Source organism: Streptomyces sp. RLA012, assembly GCF_056270325.1.
The window spans coordinates 2,282,773-2,299,235 of the sequence record NZ_JBWDPA010000002.1 but is presented as its reverse complement, the minus strand read 5'-3'; the positions used below and the strand labels follow the sequence as shown (position 1 = coordinate 2,299,235).

16 protein-coding genes and 4 pseudogenes are annotated in these 16,463 nt (G+C 66.7%); 13 read left to right on the top strand and 7 right to left on the bottom strand.

The features are described from left to right. Positions 1–151 precede the first annotated feature (151 nt). Positions 152–592 (top strand): hypothetical protein, encoded by a 441-nt coding sequence (locus RV986_RS10815; protein ID WP_475917174.1) that lies wholly within the window; start codon positions 152–154, stop codon positions 590–592. A 255-nt stretch (positions 593–847) separates the two neighbouring features. Next, a complete protein-coding gene (locus tag RV986_RS10810; RefSeq protein ID WP_475917173.1) occupies positions 848–1,255 on the top strand; it encodes a DUF7919 family protein in 408 nt (135 codons plus the stop codon). Between the two features lie 9 nt (positions 1,256–1,264). Here RV986_RS10810 and RV986_RS10805 read toward each other — a convergent pair. The 3 genes and pseudogenes from RV986_RS10805 to RV986_RS10795 all read right to left on the bottom strand — a co-directional run. Beyond that, positions 1,265–1,489: pseudogene (locus RV986_RS10805) on the bottom strand (transposase); the annotation flags it as partial. Between the two features lie 649 nt (positions 1,490–2,138). Beyond that, positions 2,139–2,762: pseudogene (locus RV986_RS10800) on the bottom strand (ISL3 family transposase); the annotation flags it as partial. 442 nt (positions 2,763–3,204) lie between these two features. Further along, positions 3,205–3,453 (bottom strand): hypothetical protein, encoded by a 249-nt coding sequence (locus RV986_RS10795; RefSeq protein ID WP_475917172.1) that lies wholly within the window; start codon positions 3,451–3,453, stop codon positions 3,205–3,207. A gap of 88 nt (positions 3,454–3,541) precedes the next feature. Between RV986_RS10795 and RV986_RS10790 the strand changes: the two genes are divergently transcribed. Then, positions 3,542–3,835 (top strand): hypothetical protein, encoded by a 294-nt coding sequence (locus RV986_RS10790; RefSeq protein ID WP_217565981.1) that lies wholly within the window; start codon positions 3,542–3,544, stop codon positions 3,833–3,835. Positions 3,836–4,011: 176 nt separating this feature from the next. Next, positions 4,012–4,235, top strand: a pseudogene (locus RV986_RS10785) (ISL3 family transposase); the annotation flags it as partial. A gap of 124 nt (positions 4,236–4,359) precedes the next feature. Here the strand turns inward: RV986_RS10785 and RV986_RS10780 are convergent. Further along, on the bottom strand, positions 4,360–4,494 hold the full coding sequence (locus RV986_RS10780) for a hypothetical protein (protein ID WP_475917171.1): 135 nt from the start codon (positions 4,492–4,494) through the stop codon (positions 4,360–4,362). 113 nt (positions 4,495–4,607) lie between these two features. Here RV986_RS10780 and RV986_RS10775 point away from each other — a divergent pair, with 113 nt between their 5' ends. Further along, positions 4,608–4,892: a DUF3761 domain-containing protein gene (locus tag RV986_RS10775; protein WP_475917170.1), complete on the top strand. Its 285-nt coding sequence runs from the start codon at positions 4,608–4,610 to the stop codon at positions 4,890–4,892. A gap of 89 nt (positions 4,893–4,981) precedes the next feature. Here RV986_RS10775 and RV986_RS10770 read toward each other — a convergent pair whose 3' ends face one another. Continuing rightward, positions 4,982–5,413, bottom strand: a complete 432-nt coding sequence (locus RV986_RS10770; protein ID WP_475917169.1) for an ankyrin repeat domain-containing protein — start codon at positions 5,411–5,413, stop codon at positions 4,982–4,984. Positions 5,414–5,574: 161 nt separating this feature from the next. Next, a protein-coding gene (locus tag RV986_RS10765; RefSeq protein WP_475916898.1) for an IS3 family transposase occupies positions 5,575–7,049 on the bottom strand; the annotation gives its coding sequence in 2 pieces (ribosomal slippage) (positions 5,575–6,701 and positions 6,701–7,049; 1,476 coding nt in all). Between the two features lie 72 nt (positions 7,050–7,121). On the opposite strand from RV986_RS10765, the gene RV986_RS10760 reads away from it, so the two are divergent. The 8 genes and pseudogenes from RV986_RS10760 (at position 7,122) to RV986_RS10725 (ending at position 15,185) form a co-directional block, all read left to right on the top strand. Then, positions 7,122–7,751, top strand: a complete 630-nt coding sequence (locus RV986_RS10760) for an FUSC family protein (RefSeq protein ID WP_475917168.1) — start codon at positions 7,122–7,124, stop codon at positions 7,749–7,751. 102 nt (positions 7,752–7,853) lie between these two features. Then, positions 7,854–8,615, top strand: a complete 762-nt coding sequence (locus RV986_RS10755) for a TetR/AcrR family transcriptional regulator (RefSeq protein WP_475917167.1) — start codon at positions 7,854–7,856, stop codon at positions 8,613–8,615. 1,228 nt (positions 8,616–9,843) lie between these two features. Then, positions 9,844–10,599, top strand: coding sequence for a maleate cis-trans isomerase family protein (locus RV986_RS10750; RefSeq protein WP_475917166.1), 756 nt, complete (start codon positions 9,844–9,846; stop codon positions 10,597–10,599). A 45-nt stretch (positions 10,600–10,644) separates the two neighbouring features. After that, positions 10,645–11,298 (top strand): VOC family protein, encoded by a 654-nt coding sequence (locus RV986_RS10745; RefSeq protein WP_475917165.1) that lies wholly within the window; start codon positions 10,645–10,647, stop codon positions 11,296–11,298. Beyond that, a complete protein-coding gene (locus RV986_RS10740; RefSeq protein WP_475917164.1) occupies positions 11,295–11,540 on the top strand; it encodes a hypothetical protein in 246 nt (81 codons plus the stop codon). The genes RV986_RS10745 and RV986_RS10740 overlap by 4 nt, the downstream gene beginning before the upstream one ends. Next, complete coding sequence (locus RV986_RS10735; protein WP_475917163.1) at positions 11,537–12,778, top strand: alpha/beta fold hydrolase; 1,242 nt, start codon at positions 11,537–11,539, stop codon at positions 12,776–12,778. The genes RV986_RS10740 and RV986_RS10735 overlap by 4 nt, the downstream gene beginning before the upstream one ends. 275 nt (positions 12,779–13,053) lie before the next feature. Beyond that, positions 13,054–13,638 (top strand): annotated as a pseudogene (locus RV986_RS10730) (transposase); the annotation flags it as partial. Between the two features lie 72 nt (positions 13,639–13,710). Next, positions 13,711–15,185 (top strand): IS3 family transposase gene (locus RV986_RS10725; RefSeq protein ID WP_475916898.1). Its coding sequence is split into 2 segments (ribosomal slippage): positions 13,711–14,059 and positions 14,059–15,185, totalling 1,476 coding nucleotides; the frame shifts between segments, so codons are not numbered across the junction. A 252-nt stretch (positions 15,186–15,437) separates the two neighbouring features. Here the strand turns inward: RV986_RS10725 and RV986_RS10720 are convergent. Beyond that, entirely contained in the window at positions 15,438–16,364 is a 927-nt protein-coding gene (locus RV986_RS10720; RefSeq protein WP_475917162.1) for a zinc-binding dehydrogenase, read from the bottom strand. Positions 16,365–16,463 lie beyond the last annotated feature (99 nt).

Genomic DNA, 16,463 nt, shown 5'->3' with positions numbered 1-16,463 from the left:
CCTCGCGGCGCCTCGACGCGAGGCAGGGGCGGGCACGCCATCCGCAGGGCGAGGACCCGAGGTGATCTCCTGCGGCACGGGGAGCCGGCACCGGCCTTGCCGCAGTGACACCGGAGTGGGAAGCCTGTGCCAGGAGAATCTCCGTCACGGGGTGCCACAGGACGACTTCAGCAAGCTCACTGATCCTGATCACTGGCTTGGCTGGCTCGGCGATGATCCCGCGACCGCCGTCCGGAAGGGCATCGAAGAGTCCTTGCGCGCCCAGGTGGCAGACGCAGTGGTCGAGTGGGTCAAGATCCTTGAAACGCCCCGGTTTCTCACGGGTGGGCGTCGACATTCTGAGGACGAACAGGTCATGTTGGTCACCCGCGCGGCACTCGCCGCGCCGTTTGCGTTGTCCGTGCGCACAACGCAGCACGGGCGTTCCATCCTCCTGGGGGTGTTCTCCTGGGCGGCGGTGAACCTCTCAACGCCCCAAGTCCGCAAGGATCGGCACTGGTTTGACCTGGGCGTCGGGCTGGACTGGGCCGGTGAACGACTTCAAGGGCGGATCTACGAGATTGACGGTGCGGACGGCACCGCCGAGCGGTAGAGCGGCAATGCCACGCCGTACCGGCGGTCAGAGCGGATACCTGACGCCGTAGGCGCACTTGACGGGGAGGAGCGGTCCGAACCCTCAACTGGCGGGCGAATCCGGCCCTCCGTTCACCGCGCAACCAAGTAGGGAACGCGAGCAGCCCTGGGAATTTCAGGGCTCTGGCCGCAGTTCCGTGATGCTCTTGAGCGTTGTGGCCTGATCGGTTGCGGCGCGTGGGATCCGAGCGACTCTGGTTGATAGACAATCAGCATGACCTACTACGCAGACCTGACTCCGTACACGTACGACAGGGACAATTGGGACCCAGAAGCATCAGGCCGCTGGCGAGGTGTCCCGCTGCTGAACGTGGGCTGGCTCAGCCGCAGCGAGAACTACTCAAAAGGGGAGCCGCCTGCGGGGTTGGTAGACGTGCTGCAGCGTATGACTCAGACGCATCGGGCCCAGCAGACTCGCGGCTATCACTTCTGCCCTTGGTGTGCCTCGAGACTGTTCGGACCGCGTGGCGACTGCCCGCGGGGCAGTTCAGAGGTGCGCGTCATGGGGAACGACGTCGCCTACGCTGCTCCTGAACTGGTTGCTCACTATGTCGAAGCCCATAGCTACTTGCCGCCGACCGACTTCGTAGATGCTGTGCTGTCGCCCAGTGCCTTTTCCTGACGCCGGGACTCATGGCTGGGTGAGGATGCGGGTCCGGAGGAGTTCGAACGAGGCCCGGCCATACATGGCTCGCTTGAGCGTTTTCACCCTGTTTACGTGGCCTTCGACGACGCCTGAACTCCACGGGAGGGTGAGGCCGGCGGTGACGGCGTCGAGGTCCTGGCGGAGGGAGCCGGCGAAGCCCTGCATCGGCTTGGGGGCGTCCTGTTCGGCCTGGCGGATCCACTCCAGAAAGGTATCCGCGCCGGTGACGGACGAGGTCGGCGAACGTGCGGGCGAGGTCGCAGGCGCGGGTGATGTCCGGGCAGGCGAGCCGGACTTCCAGCAGGCGCTTGTCCTGGCTTTCTGTGAGGGTGTCGCGGGGCCGCATGATCCATGAGGTGATCTTGCGGGGGCTGGGGATGTCGGCCCGGACCGGTTCGGCGGTGCCCGCCCGCAGGGCGGCGAGGTGCTTGCGGACGACTTGGCGGCTGCCCTGGTAGCCGCGTTCGTGGATCTCCTGGAACAGGCGGGTGCCGCTGACCTGGCCCTGGGTCTCGGTGAAGCGGGCGTTGAGGTATGCCTTGAACGGCTCCAGCACGCCGTTGGGGCGGCGCTCGCGTGCGGAGGCCAGGAGTTCGTCGAGGTCGGTGTCGCGGAAGCGGCGTACGGTCTTGCGGTCGAGGTTCAGGCGGCGGGCGATGGCGCTGATCGTCCAGCCCTTCTCCACCAGGCGGTGGACGTCCTCAAATCGGTGACGGGTCCTTTCGATAATCTGGGTGCGGGGCAGTTCCGGCACCGGCAGTTCCATCGGGACCGGTTCCGGCACGGTCGGCTCCGCCTCCTGCTCGGTGTGTTTGCGCAGGCAGTCGCGGTGCTGGTGACAGGTCTTTTCCACCGCGGCGGACAGGTTCTGCAGCAGGTGCCAGCGATCTGCGACTTCGAGGGCGTCGGGGGCGGCCTCCTTGACCGCCTTCGTGTAGGCGGTGGCTCGGTCTCTGCAGATGATCTCCGCGCCGGGATGGTCCTTGAGTCAGGCCGCGAACGTCTCCGAGGTGCGGTCGGGTAGCACGTCGACGACCCGGCCGGCCTCGACGTCGACCAGCACGGTGCCGTAGGTGCAGCCCTTGCGGAAGGCGAACTCGTCGACCCCCAGCACCCGCGGGGCCCGGCCTTCAACCGGCGGCGCCGTCAGCAGCCTGAGCAGCCGGGTCCGGCCCTCGACCAGTCGCAGACAACGACACAGCCTGGCGGCCGGACGGCCGCCCAACTCCACCACGATCGACCGCAGCCACCCCGTCAGCCCGGTGCTTGAGCGGCGGTGCCGCTCGGTCAGGCCCGGCACCTGCTCGACGAACGTCTTCCGGGAGCACCTCTTCCGGTCGCAGAAGTACCGGCGCACCCGGAGCCGGACCACGACTGGCCGCGAGCCCAACGGTCTTTCGTCCAGGGTGCGTTGGTACGTGCTGTGCACGCGTCTCGCCTGCTTCCGGCAGTCCGGGCACCGGCCCGGCCGACCGGTGGACACCGCCTCCACCACCAGGGCGCCGGAGGAGTCGCTGACATGCTCCACTCGCACATCGATCCCGGGAAACAGCACATCCTCAACCGTCTTGCTCGCCACGGCAGGAAACACACTGCTGAAACGATCCCTCGTTCCCGCCCCTGACCTGGGGATTCACGGAACTGCGGACAGAGCCGAACCGGCTCTGGCTCTCGTTGTGTGGAGCGTGACGCTGCGTACACGACGTCGTGGGCAGCGCAAAACTGTTGATGTCGCCGGGAGCCGCCGATATCTAGTGGTCGCCGGACATCTGCGCAGTTCAGCGATGGTCTCGGTCGTTGAGACACGTGAGGCACGTCCTCATGCGGTCCGAGGCGAACCGTGGGCGAGGCCCAGGGCTATAGTCTGCGGCGAGAAGCGGGAGCGCGAGAGATCGCGTCGGGAGTGGGGGACTCATGACCTTCGACTACGGACGGGCCGTGGCCACCGCCGCACTGGCACTCGCAGCCTGTTTGGGCCTGGCGGCCTGCAACGACGGTTCCGGCTCGGCAGCGAGTGCGAGCGCCGCGGCTACGGCTGCCCGGAGTGCGTCGGGATCCGCAACGTCCTCGGCCTCGCCCACACCGACGGACTCGCAGGCGGTGACGGCATCCGTCAGCCCGACCGCGGTGGCGAGCACCTCTCCGGCTCCCACCGCCAAAGCGATGGCCGGCACCTCCCGGCCGACGGCAACGCCGAGTGCCGCCGCTGCCTTCCCTGCCGCATGTAAGAACCTGGCGGTCCACGCTGACGTGAAGTCTGCAGTGACCCAAACCTGGGAGCACGCCAAGAGGGTCAGCCACATCCAGCCGAAGCCCGGCAACTTCTACTACGGCAGCTGCGGCACCACGCTATATGCAGCCGTCCGCTTCGAAGCTGGTGCCGGCGCGACAGGCGACGACCGGGTCCAACTCCAGGACGAGGGCTCGGGCCTGCAGTTCTTCCGGTTCACCCCCAGCACCGGGTGGTGGTTCGTAGGCTCCGACGCCTATCCGGCCACCGATGATTGCTCGCGATTCGCGCCCGTCGCCCTGGCACGCCAGTGGAACTGCTCCTGAGCGGAGCCTCACCCAGCAGCCGAGCAGTGCAGCCCTGGCGGGGGTGCAGTTCTTCTTGACGGAGTCAGCCCAGGCGATCGCGACCTCGGGATGTTTGAGGCGGAGCCGGAGCATCGGCTGGCACTCGCCGCCGAACCGGTCCCGTCCCCGTACCTTCCGGCAGGCAGGCAGAACGTCTACCGGCCTGGATCGCCCAGTTCATGACGATGACCTACCCAGCCTGCACCGCTTCGCATCCCACCTCGAACGCGACCTCGACGCCGTCGTCGCTGGACTCACCCTCCCCTGGGACCCCGGCGTCCTCGAACGACACGTCAGCCGGATCAAGATGCCCAAGCGCCAGATGTTCGGCCGGGCCAGCTTCGCTCTGCTCCGCAGGCACGTCCGGCTGTACTCGTGAAGCAGAGCCGGATCCTCAACGAGTCCAAAGCCCTCCGGGAACCCTTCCAGGAACTCCCGCCGAGCCGGATCCGTCTCCGCTGAAGCCATCGCCCCCCAACAGCTCCAGAAGCTCGCTCCGCTGATCACTCGACAGCTGATCCGATCACCGGGGTCTTCGCCGCGGTGATCGACGGCACTACCAGCGTCCCGGACGCAGCCGCCGCGCTCATGTCACGGACACCGAAGCCCGAGCAGTACAGCGCCTGATCGCCATCCATGCAGGTCGCGCATATGTACGCACGACTCGAACGTGCGGCTACGACCGGGCCGCAACCGTCACAGCCTGGTGACCGCTCACCCGGCCGGCCGCCTCTTCCCGGCAGCCAGGCCCATGATCGCCCCTCCGAATCCACAGCAGGGGGAAGCTCTGATACTGACCACATTCCGGAGCGCAGTTGCGGCAGCCGTACCGGCGGCCACGCTCGTTGCCCCGGTCGCGGCGGCGACCGGGGCAGCAGCGGCAACGTGCGCCCGGCACACCACGGGCGTCTGCAAGGCCAACCCGCCGCATCCGCGCGGGGCACCGGCGAAGCGCAAGGACAGCACCTGGTCCTACAGCGCCCACGCCCGCGGCACCTGCTCGCACCACCGGGGCGTCAAGTACTGGTACCGGTAGATCCCAGTCCCCATGAAGCCCCCGGCCGTCTCTTGAGTTCTAGGGCGTGTATCGAAAGCGGATGGCGAGACCTGGAATTACGGGATGGGTCACGTGGCTGGGTCGTGTGGTCGGGCACCTGCCGCGAGAAGCACGGCGATCGTCTCGGGGTGGGGCCCGGTCGTCGCCCATTGAAGCGGCGAACGGCCCATGCCGTGATCTTCGTGGAGATTGGGATCGGCGCCGTGGGTGAGGAGTGCACGCACCGTTTCGGTATGGCCCCAGCATGCTGCCGCGCACAGGGGTGTGCCTTCCGCGCCGCGTCCGCTTTCGGTGTTGGGCAAGGCCCCGGCTGCCAGCAGACAGAGGACGTTGTCGGTGGCTCCGTGGACTGATGCCGCGTATAGAGGCGTGGTGCCCTCGGTGTTGCTTGTCTCCGGGCAGGCCCCGGCTCGCAGTAGTGCATTGATATGGGCGCTGTCGCCGAATGTCGCTGCCCCGACGAGACGCTCCGACAGTTTCTTTTGCCGCCGCCTGTTCACAATCGCTCAGACTAACGAGGAGGTGAGCGAAGGGCTCGGTCACAGCCACTCGTTGATGGCTGCAACCAGGACGGTCGCCTCGTAGCGGACCGCGAGTTTGTCGTACCTCGTGGCCACGGCGCGGCGGAGCCTGTCAACGCGATCAAGGCAGGTAGATCGTTCTATCCCTGTGCCGGGATCGTTTGATCGTCGTGTCGGAGGTCGGCGGGCTTGTTGATCCAGGCGGCCTCGGGGAGTTTCGGTGGTTCGGGTGCCCCGCGGACGAATCGTTCGGGGTGCTGGCGGTAGACGCTCGTGAGGACGTCGGCGCGCATCTCGCGGAGCTGGTCGGCGAGGCCGAAGTGCACGTCGAAGGGGGTATGCATGGCTATTCCGGAGTGCCGGTGGGCGAGGTTGTACCAGTCGAAGAAACCGGTGCACCAGGCGCGGGCGTCCTCGATGCAGCCGAACCGCCCGGGAAAGTCGTGCCGGTATTTGAGGGTCTTGTACTGACTCTCCGAGTACGGATTGTCGTTGGACGTCTTGGGCCGAGAGTGCGACTTGGTGACACCCAGGTTGTTCAGCATCTGCGCGACGTTGTGGGCGATCATCGGCGAACCGCGATCCGAGTGGATCGTCAACTTGCCTTGCCGGACGGGGTACTTGGCGATCGTCGAGGACAGGAACTGCTCGGCCAGCTCCTTGTTCTCCGAGGCGGCGACCATCCAGCCGACCGTGTAGCGGCTGTAGATGTCGATGATCGTGTAGAGGCAGAAATAGCTGCCCTTGACCGGGCCCTTCAGCTTCGTGATGTCCCACGACCACACCCGGTTGGGTGCGGTGGCGATCAGCTCGGGCTTCTTGCGCGGCGGATGCGTGGCCTGCCGGCGCCGTTCGCGGACCTCGCCGTGCTTGCGCAGGATCCGGTACATCGTCGCCTCCGAGCACAGGTAGATGCCGCGGTCCAGCAGCACCGCGCAGATCTCGGCAGGCGCCATGTCGACGAACTCGGCCGAGCGCAGCACGGCCAGGACCTTCGCCTCCTCCGTCTCTGTCAGAGCCCGCGGATGCCGCTTGCGCTCCCGCTTCTGCCGCACCGGAGCCGGGGACCTGCGGTGGTGCCGATACCAGGTCGCCCGGCTCAGGCCGAGCGCGGCGCACGCCTGCACCCGTCCCACCAGCAACGACAGCGATTCCAGGGCCTTGGCGCGGGCGGCCTCGAAGACCCCTCCCGCTGCCGTCACGGCTTCTCGCCCGTCGTCCCGTCGCTGCCCGTGGCGAGTTGATCCAGCAGCGCGGAGAGTTTTCCCTGCACCTCAATGACGGTGCGGGCCTTGCCCAACTCGCTGCGGAGCCTGGCATTTTCGGCTTCGAGCCGGGCGATCTCCTTCTCTCTGGGATCCGCCTTCGGCCGGCCCGCAGGGGCGGCGAGCGCCGCCTTCGCGCCGTTGTCCCGCTGCTGGCGCCAGTTCGTGATCAGCGACGAGTACAGACCCTCCCGCCGCAGCAGGGCACCCTTGCCCTGCTTGTCGAGCGTCTCGTACTCGGCCAGGATCCTCGCCTTGTACTCCGCCGAGTACCGCCGCTGCCCGGTCGACCGGGGTGTCACCTGCGGATCCGGGGCCCCGTGGTCGTTGGTGCCGGCCACTACGGGCACTCCTCCTTCTCCGCCCTCGACTCAATGAATCATCCAGTATGCCTGGCTTGAGTCACTTTGACAGAGAGGGCCGTGCTCTTCTTCCTGGCCGAGCTGTCCTTCCCGCGGAACTATGGTCTCGCCATACTGTTCGTCACGCCGATGGTGCTCCTGACGATCCACGGCTCCAGTTCCGTCCCGCTCGACGCCTCGGCGCTGTCCTGGGATCGCATCGCCACGACTCTCATCGGCTGCGTATTCGGTGTGTTGGGGGTGCTGGTTCTCCTGCCGTCCCCCAGCACCCACCTCCTCGCAGACTGCATCGCTCACTCCGTGAATCTCCAGCAGGCCCTCCTCACCGAGATACTGGCCACGCCTTCGGACGGGCATGCGCGCCTGTGCGCCCTCGTCCGACGGGACTTGGTGGAACTGGACATACTCACAGCGGAGGCGCTCGGAGAGGCACGTAGTGGCGATCAAGCCCGAGCATTGTGGCCTGTCGGCGTGTCTGTAAAACACCTGGGGTACCTGCTGCTCGCTTTGTCGGCGCTCAAGCCCGAGTGCTGGCCAGAAATGGGTCAGAGTGACCCGCGGCGGCGCGGGCTTGAGGAAGCGGCCGCCGCCTCCCTCAACGAGTTGTCAGCTCCGCGCCCCGATCTGCAGCCGATTCTCAACCGAGAACTGCAGATGGTGCGCTCTCTCCTCTTGCCCCACCTGGCATAGAGCTGCCGGTGAGAACGTGACGCCGCGCAGTGAGGAGCCCCCCTTTCGTCGCGAGGGTGGAGTTATCGACATGCGTGGTTCTGTTCGACTACGATCGGTGTCATGGCAGGTAAAACACCGGGGAAAAGCGGCGTCGCGGCGAAGAAAGAGGCTGCGTCGAAGGAATCGGACACACCGCGTCGTAGTACAGCGCGGCGTAGCCTCGTCACCCGAGACCTGCTGGAGAAGGCAACGCGCCTCTTTGCGGAGAAGGGGTACGAAACCACCACCCTCCAGGACGTTGCCGCAGCCGTCGGCGTTTCCCGTACAGCCCTCTACCACTATGTGACGAGCAAAGAAGAGCTGCTTGCCATGCTGGTCGAGCAGATGAGTCTCGGGTTGGCCGAGACTCTGGCGGCGTTGAAGGCTCGTACGGACCTCACGCCGGAGGGGAAGCTGCGCGAACTGACTGACAATCTGGTGCGGCAGAGGGCGGAGTCGCCGCAACAGTTCCGCGTCCACGATCAGACTGAGTCGGCACTGCCGGAACCGCTGCGCTCTCGCCACCGACAAGCACGACGAGACGTGCTGGCTGCCCTCTCCGGTGTGATCGAGGAGGGTATCGAGCGGGGGGAATTCAAACCGCTCGATCCGCGGGTCGCGGCGTTCAGCGTCCTTGGCATGTGCAACTGGGTGGCCTGGTGGTACCACCCGGGTCCGGACTACGACATCGATTCGGTGGCCCGCCAGATCAGCCAGTCCGCCATCGACATGGTTGCTGCCGACGATGCCCCGCGGGGACCGGCGGATTCAGCGAAGTCGGCGCTGGCCATGGCGCGCTCCAGTCTTGATGCGCTTGAGCGCCTCCTGCCCGGGGAGGGGTGACCGCCGCCTCTGGCGCCCTGCGCTTGCCCCTCCCGGGGGGTTCGATCCTGGGGTGACTTGGCGGGCGGCCCCTGTGCGGGGGCGTCCGTCCGCCGATGGCCCTCGGGGTCGCCTGGCTTTGTCGGTTGGCGAGGCGGGAACAGGGCCTGGGCATTGCGGCGGTTGATCGTCTCGGCCTGGCCGGAGGCATAGTGGGGAAATGCCTCCGGGAAGCCGTGTAGTAACGCCCGCTTCCTGTGGGGCGAACGGCCGATCGCTGCCGTACAGGGTTGAGTGCTGTGCGGGTCGTGTCGAAGACGTAGTCGGCCAGTGGTGCCGACGTGCCCGCCAGTAGCGGCATCGGTGGCGGGGCGGGTTGGATGAATACGACAGCCTCGCGGCGGTCGGGCTCGGCCCGGAGCGATTCAAAGTCAGGGTCTCCCAGATATCGGCTGTGGGCATTGGACAGAAACACCACACCGTCCGCGTCCAAGTCGTCCAGCGCATAGACCGGTTCGTCGACGACGGCGTCCGTGTCAGGCAGCGGAATGTCGGCGAACAAGCCGAAGCGATCTGGACGATCCTCGACCATCTCGGCCCCGTATTCGTCGACAGTGCGGGCCGGCACTCGGGTCTCCGCCTGGTCGCCGAGGTGGACCCCGGGTGCGGTGACCGACAGGGTGCCGGTGGCAGTGCCTTGCTCATCCACCATCGCCATGGCCTGCGCCGGGTTCCAGCACTGGAATCGTCCACCCGCCGGCGTCCAGGCCTCGGCCCTCCAAGGCGCGTGCCCATGTGGCCCGAACGTGGCCCGAACCATGTGCTGGTGGACGTCGATGCGCGCCGGAGTCCATCACCGCGGTCCTGTCGATATGTACCACTGCCGATGCGGGCGCTGACAAAGCAGCCCGGTGCCCGTCCTGCTCCCGCGTCCGGGCATGTCAGGACTTGGGTCACACGCTGAGGAGCAGCGCAGTGATGCACCGGCACCGGCCAGGGATCGGCGCGCACTAACCAAGTCATCATATGTGCTGAATTGTCAGTGCATAGGGCACTTGTCAAAGTCTCCACGTGGCGCCGACCTGCTTCGTGCATGTGATGCGACCTCAAGGTCTGGGGCCGCGGCCGGGCGGGTCCGTGTGGGGGCGTCCTGGACCCCGGTCCGCCGCCAGGGTGAGCTCCGACTCTTGACAATCTGACACGAGTGTCGAAAAATAGTCACCAAGGTCAATCAAAAGGGGAGCATCTCATGCCCGGACCGATTCGGATCGGCCTCGTCGTACCCAGCTCGAACGTCACTGTCGAGACCGAGATGCCGCAGCTGCTCGGTCGGCACCCTGAAGCGGCCTTCTCGTTCCATGCCAGTCGCATGCGCATGCACACGGTGTCGCCCGAGCAGCTGCGAGCGATGAACGCGCAGCGTGAACGCTGCATCTTGGAACTTGGTGACGCCGGAGTCGATGCCATCCTCTACGCCTGCTTGGTAGCGGTGATGGTGGGTGGGCCGGGAGAGCACGAGCGCGTGGAGTCGGCGATCGCCGAGCAACTCTCCACCGGCGGGGCCGGCGCCGCGGTGCTGTCCAGTGCCGGCGCGCTGTCGGAAGGCCTGAAGGCGTTGAATGTGCGCCGAATCGCGCTGGTCACCCCCTACACGCTCCCGTTGGCGAAGCAGGTGGTGGCCTACCTGGAGGCAGAGGGATTCGACGTCGCCGACTGGCGAGCTCTGGAAGTCGATGACAACGAACAGGTCGGCCGGATCTCGGGTGACCGCGTGATGGGTGCGGCACGGGATCTCGACCTGACCGGAGTCGATGCCCTGGTCATCTCGGCGTGCGTGCAGATGCCCTCGCTCGACCTTGTACAGGCCGCCGAGGACGAGTTCGGGATTCCCGTTCTCTCCGCTGCAACCGCCGGCACCTACACCCTGCTCCGGAAGCTCGGGCTGGCAGTCGACATACCTGCCGCAGGGAGGCTGCTGAGGGCGGACGCGCCCGTCGCCGGATGACTCGCCTCCGGGAACCGATCCGCCACTAGTACGAGGAGGTCAGACATGAACCAGCCCGAGCACCGGGTCAAGGGTGTCGACCACGCCGCATTCCCCACGTTCGATCCCGTTGCCACCGTGCACTTCTACCGTGACGTACTGAAGTTTCCGGTCGTTCACTCGATCTGCGCGGCCGGCTGGGGCCCCGAGCGGCATCCGGACTTCATCCACTTCTTCTTCGACATCGGCAACGACGACCGTATCGCCTTCTTCTACTACTTCGGATTCGAGCCCCCGGCCGGAGCCGGTGACGCGGGAGATGTCTACGCGAAGTTCGCCGATGACGTGCCCGAGTTCTTCATCAACTCCCGCCACCTGGCTATTCACGTCGACAACGAGCAGGATCTGCTCGAATATCGCCGCCGGCTCGACGAGTCGGACTGGCCGGTGGAGATGCAGGTCATGCACGAGACGATCGAGTCGATCTATACGCACGATCCGAATGGCTACATGGTCGAGATCACCCGTGCGCTGCGGCCGGTCACGCTGCAGGAGGACCTCGACGCACACCTCACCGTTGACGCCCTGGTCGACGTCGCCTCGGGACCCGAGCCGAGCATGGACAAACTACTCACTCGCAAGGCGGAGTTGATTGTTCAGCGCGCCGCGCAGTGGGAGGAGGTCCAGGTCGGTGCCGCGGAGGAGCTGACCCAGGGATGAGTACCTTCTACGTCCTCGATGTTCCGGAAAACACCACCATCCCGCAGGTCGCCGCGCAGGACCCGGCGGTGGAAGTGGAGAAGATCGGACCCTACTTCCGGATCACGTCTTTGGGCACGATCATCGTGGACCGCCGCGCCACTGGGTGTCGACACGCTGTGTGGTACAGCGCGGTGGCAGGGCTCGAGGACTCGCGCATTACCCAGCAGGACAAGGACGCACTGCGCGTGGAGGCACGATGAGCTCAACCGTCCGTCTGGGAGCCGGCCGTTACATCACTGCCCGTGAGATTCCGGACACGACTGTCTCTTCTCTGCATGAACTGACCACTGCAGACGGCGCGAAGGTGACGGGAGTGCTGCGCATGATTCCCGGTGCACGCACGGTCGTCTGTCTGATGCACCCCCGCCAGGACTTCACCCACCATGTTCTGGTGCCGGAGCTGCTGTCCAGGGGCGTGGCCGTGTGGACTCAGGGAACCCGCTCGGTCAACAACGACCTGAACCTCGTGCACGAGCAGGCTGTGCTCGACATGGCCGCAGGCCAGGTATTTCTGCGAACCGGCGGCTTTGATCACGTCGTGACCCTCGGGCACTCAGGCGGCGGCACGCTCGCCGCGCTGTACCACCAGCAGGCTGAGCTGCCTCCGGGCCAGCGCATTTCCCGAACGCCTGCCGGCCGCCCTGTGGATCTTGCCGGCGCCGACCTGCCGGCCCCGGACGCCGCCGTCTTCATGGCACCCCATCTGGGTCAAGGAGCACTGCTGCAGCGCCTGATCGACCCCTCGGTGACCGATGAGGCCGATCCCCTGTCCATCGACCCAGAACTCGATCCCTACAGCGCGGCCAACGGCTTCGCCGAGGCTCCTCAAAGCTCCGCCTACGCGGCCGAGTTCGTCGACCGGTACCAGGCCGCCCAGCGAGCCCGCATCGAACGTATCGACGCTCACGCTCACGAGCTGGCCGCTGAAGCCACGGCCGCACGCAAACGCTTCAAGCAGAGTGCGGACGTCGCCGACCGACGCCGGGCACTGGCGCCCAGGATCATCACTGTCTACCGCACCGATGCGGATCTGCGCAGTGTCGACCAGTCACTGGATGCCAATGCACGGCCCTACGGGTCGCTGTTCGGCAGCCGGCCGGACCTCATCAACTACGGACTCCTGGGATTCGGGCGCCTGTCCACACCGGAAGCCTGGCTGTCCACATGGTCCGCCGCGTCGACCAACGCAGACTTCCTTCGCTGCGCGCCCGGCGTCAGCGCGCCCACGCTGCTCGTCGAACTCACGGGTGACCAGGCGTCCTTCCCTCAAGATGCCGTGGCGATGATGAAGAGCTTCGGCTCAGGCGACGCCACGCACCGTAGCGTCCGCGGCCTGCATTTCGGCGGCCCGCTCTCTCCGGGTGAGCCGACGGGCAGCCGTCTGGCTGCTGAGGTGATCGGTGCGTGGATGGCCGAACGGTTCCCCCTCGCTGTTTGACGGGGCTGCCTGACCACCCTTGAGGGCTCCGACCGCGAGACCAGTGGTCGGAGTTCTTCGAGGTGCCTCCGCCGATGCGGTCATGGTGCACGTCGAGTCCGCCCTGCACCGGTTTGGCCGCTCAACGGCTCGTCGGTCACGGGTTGCGCCCTGGGAAGTGGTGTACGGGTTCGACCTGATCCAGGGGTTGGCTCCGGCATCGGGATGGTGCCCGCATGGATGAACGGCCACCGACTGATCTTCGAAGTGTCGAAGCCTCGAAGGAGATCAGCACGATGACCGCACCTGACAGTGTGTCCCTGCATGCCCTCGCGGAAGACAATTTCGCAGCGGCAAGTCCGGATCTGCTGCGTGCGATGGTGAAGACGTTCGCCGACGCGCTCATGTCCGCGGAGGCCGACACCCTCTGCAACGCTGAATACGGGCAGGTCAGCGATGAACGCGTCGACCATCGCAACGGCTACCGCCCACGCGAGTGGGACACCCGCGCAGGCACCGTCGAACTGGCCATCCCCAAGCTGCGCCAGGGCAGTTGCTTTCCGCACTGGCTCCTCGAACGACGCCGCCGGGCCGAGCAGGCCCTCATCAGCGTCGTCGCCACCGCCTACCTGCTCGGCGTGTCCACCCGCAGAGTCGAGAAGCTCGCCGAGTCCCTCGGCGTCACCCAGCTCTCGAAGTCCCAGGTCTCGGCGATGGCCCGGCATCTGGACGAGCAGGTCGCCGCGTTCCGCAACCGGCCCCTCGACCAAGGGCCTTACGCATTCGTCTGGGTCGACGCACTGACCCAGAAGGTCCACGAGGGCGGGCGCAGCATCAACGTCCACGCGCTGATCGCGGTCGGCGTGAACGCCGATGGACACGGCCCTCTCTGTCAAAGTGACTCAAGCCAGGCATACTGGATGATTCATTGAGTCGAGGGCGGAGAAGGAGGAGTGCCCGTAGTGGCCGGCACCAACGACCACGGGGCCCCGGATCCGCAGGTGACACCCCGGTCGACCGGGCAGCGGCGGTACTCGGCGGAGTACAAGGCGAGGATCCTGGCCGAGTACGAGACGCTCGACAAGCAGGGCAAGGGTGCCCTGCTGCGGCGGGAGGGTCTGTACTCGTCGCTGATCACGAACTGGCGCCAGCAGCGGGACAACGGCGCGAAGGCGGCGCTCGCCGCCCCTGCGGGCCGGCCGAAGGCGGATCCCAGAGAGAAGGAGATCGCCCGGCTCGAAGCCGAAAATGCCAGGCTCCGCAGCGAGTTGGGCAAGGCCCGCACCGTCATTGAGGTGCAGGGAAAACTCTCCGCGCTGCTGGATCAACTCGCCACGGGCAGCGACGGGACGACGGGCGAGAAGCCGTGACGGCAGCGGGAGGGGTCTTCGAGGCCGCCCGCGCCAAGGCCCTGGAATCGCTGTCGTTGCTGGTGGGACGGGTGCAGGCGTGCGCCGCGCTCGGCCTGAGCCGGGCGACCTGGTATCGGCACCACCGCAGGTCCCCGGCTCCGGTGCGGCAGAAGCGGGAGCGCAAGCGGCATCCGCGGGCTCTGACAGAGACGGAGGAGGCGAAGGTCCTGGCCGTGCTGCGCTCGGCCGAGTTCGTCGACATGGCGCCTGCCGAGATCTGCGCGGTGCTGCTGGACCGCGGCATCTACCTGTGCTCGGAGGCGACGATGTACCGGATCCTGCGCAAGCACGGCGAGGTCCGCGAACGGCGCCGGCAGGCCACGCATCCGCCGCGCAAGAAGCCCGAGCTGATCGCCACCGCACCCAACCGGGTGTGGTCGTGGGACATCACGAAGCTGAAGGGCCCGGTCAAGGGCAGCTATTTCTGCCTCTACACGATCATCGACATCTACAGCCGCTACACGGTCGGCTGGATGGTCGCCGCCTCGGAGAACAAGGAGCTGGCCGAGCAGTTCCTGTCCTCGACGATCGCCAAGTACCCCGTCCGGCAAGGCAAGTTGACGATCCACTCGGATCGCGGTTCGCCGATGATCGCCCACAACGTCGCGCAGATGCTGAACAACCTGGGTGTCACCAAGTCGCACTCTCGGCCCAAGACGTCCAACGACAATCCGTACTCGGAGAGTCAGTACAAGACCCTCAAATACCGGCACGACTTTCCCGGGCGGTTCGGCTGCATCGAGGACGCCCGCGCCTGGTGCACCGGTTTCTTCGACTGGTACAACCTCGCCCACCGGCACTCCGGAATAGCCATGCATACCCCCTTCGACGTGCACTTCGGCCTCGCCGACCAGCTCCGCGAGATGCGCGCCGACGTCCTCACGAGCGTCTACCGCCAGCACCCCGAACGATTCGTCCGCGGGGCACCCGAACCACCGAAACTCCCCGAGGCCGCCTGGATCAACAAGCCCGCCGACCTCCGACACGACGATCAAACGATCCCGGCACAGGGATAGAACGATCTACCTGCCTTGATCGCGTTGACAGGCTCCGCCGGATGAAGTCGACGGCGAGGACGGGCGGGGAAGGGCTGCCGGTCCAGAGCCCCTGGGTGATCCGGTAACCGCCCGGGTCGTCCTTCCGCCGAATGGCGTCCTCACCGTCACGAGCGCGAGCGGCCCACGTCAGCTGGGTTGATCTTGTGCTGGGTCCGGTCGCATCCGTGCTGGCCGGCCGAGTCGGAGCGGGCTCGGCCGGCTCGGAAGGGTTCAGTCGACGCCGAGTACCGCCTTGCCCCGCAGGCGGCCTGCTGCCATCTCCTTCAGCAGCGAGTCCGCGCCGGCCCAGTTGTCGCGGCGACCAATCTCGACCTGGAGTTTCCCCTGCGAAGCCAGGTCCAGTAGCGCGTTCATGTCCTGGGCGTCACGACTCCCGTCACCGTCGCCGTAGACGAAGTGGCGCAAGGTCAGAGAGGCGCCCCCCTGGACCTGCCGGAAGAAGTCCAGAGTGATGGGGCTGCCGCTGGCCTGACCGAACCAGAGGAACTGGCCGCCGGGGCGCAGCTTGTGGGCTGTCTTCGACCCCAGGTCGCCACCCACGGACTCCAGGACGATATCGAAGGCAGTGTCCTCGACGGCATCAATGTCGAGGGCGATCTTGGCGCCCAGCGCCGCCATGTGGTCGGTCGGCTGGCCCTGCGCGGCAACGGCGGTGATCTCGGCTCCTTCCGCGACAGCGAGCTGGATGAGGACCTGGCCGACTCCGCCTCCCACGCCCGTGGCAAGAATCCTGCGCCCCTTCAGAGGGCCGGCGAGGGCGAGGAGTCGCTGGGCGACCAGCCCGCCCAGGGGGAGCGCGGCCGCGGAGGCGGAGTCCACGTTGTCGGGGATGACCGCGAGGCGGTCCGCCGAGGCGGCGACGTACTCGGCGGCGCCTCCTCCTGAGGGCAGGTGGAGGGCCACCCGGCTGCCCTCCGACGGTCCGCTGCCGTCCACTGCGGCCTTCGCGACCACCCCGGCCGCGTCGATACCGGGGCGGAACGTGGTCGAAGGGTCGCTCAGGTACAAGAAGTCCGCCCGGTTGAGTGCGACGTCGGTCACCCGGATCAGCGCTTCGTGGCGCTGCGGGGTGGGGAGATCGACCTCCCCCAGCTCGGTGAGGGTCTCCGGGTTGCCGGTCGGGATGAGCGCGCGCATGAAAGTACCTTCCTGGGAAATGGTAGTGCGGCTACCGCTTCACCGTAACTCACGAAACGGTAGTGGAACAACCGGATCGGTCTGCAGTGTGACTGCCGG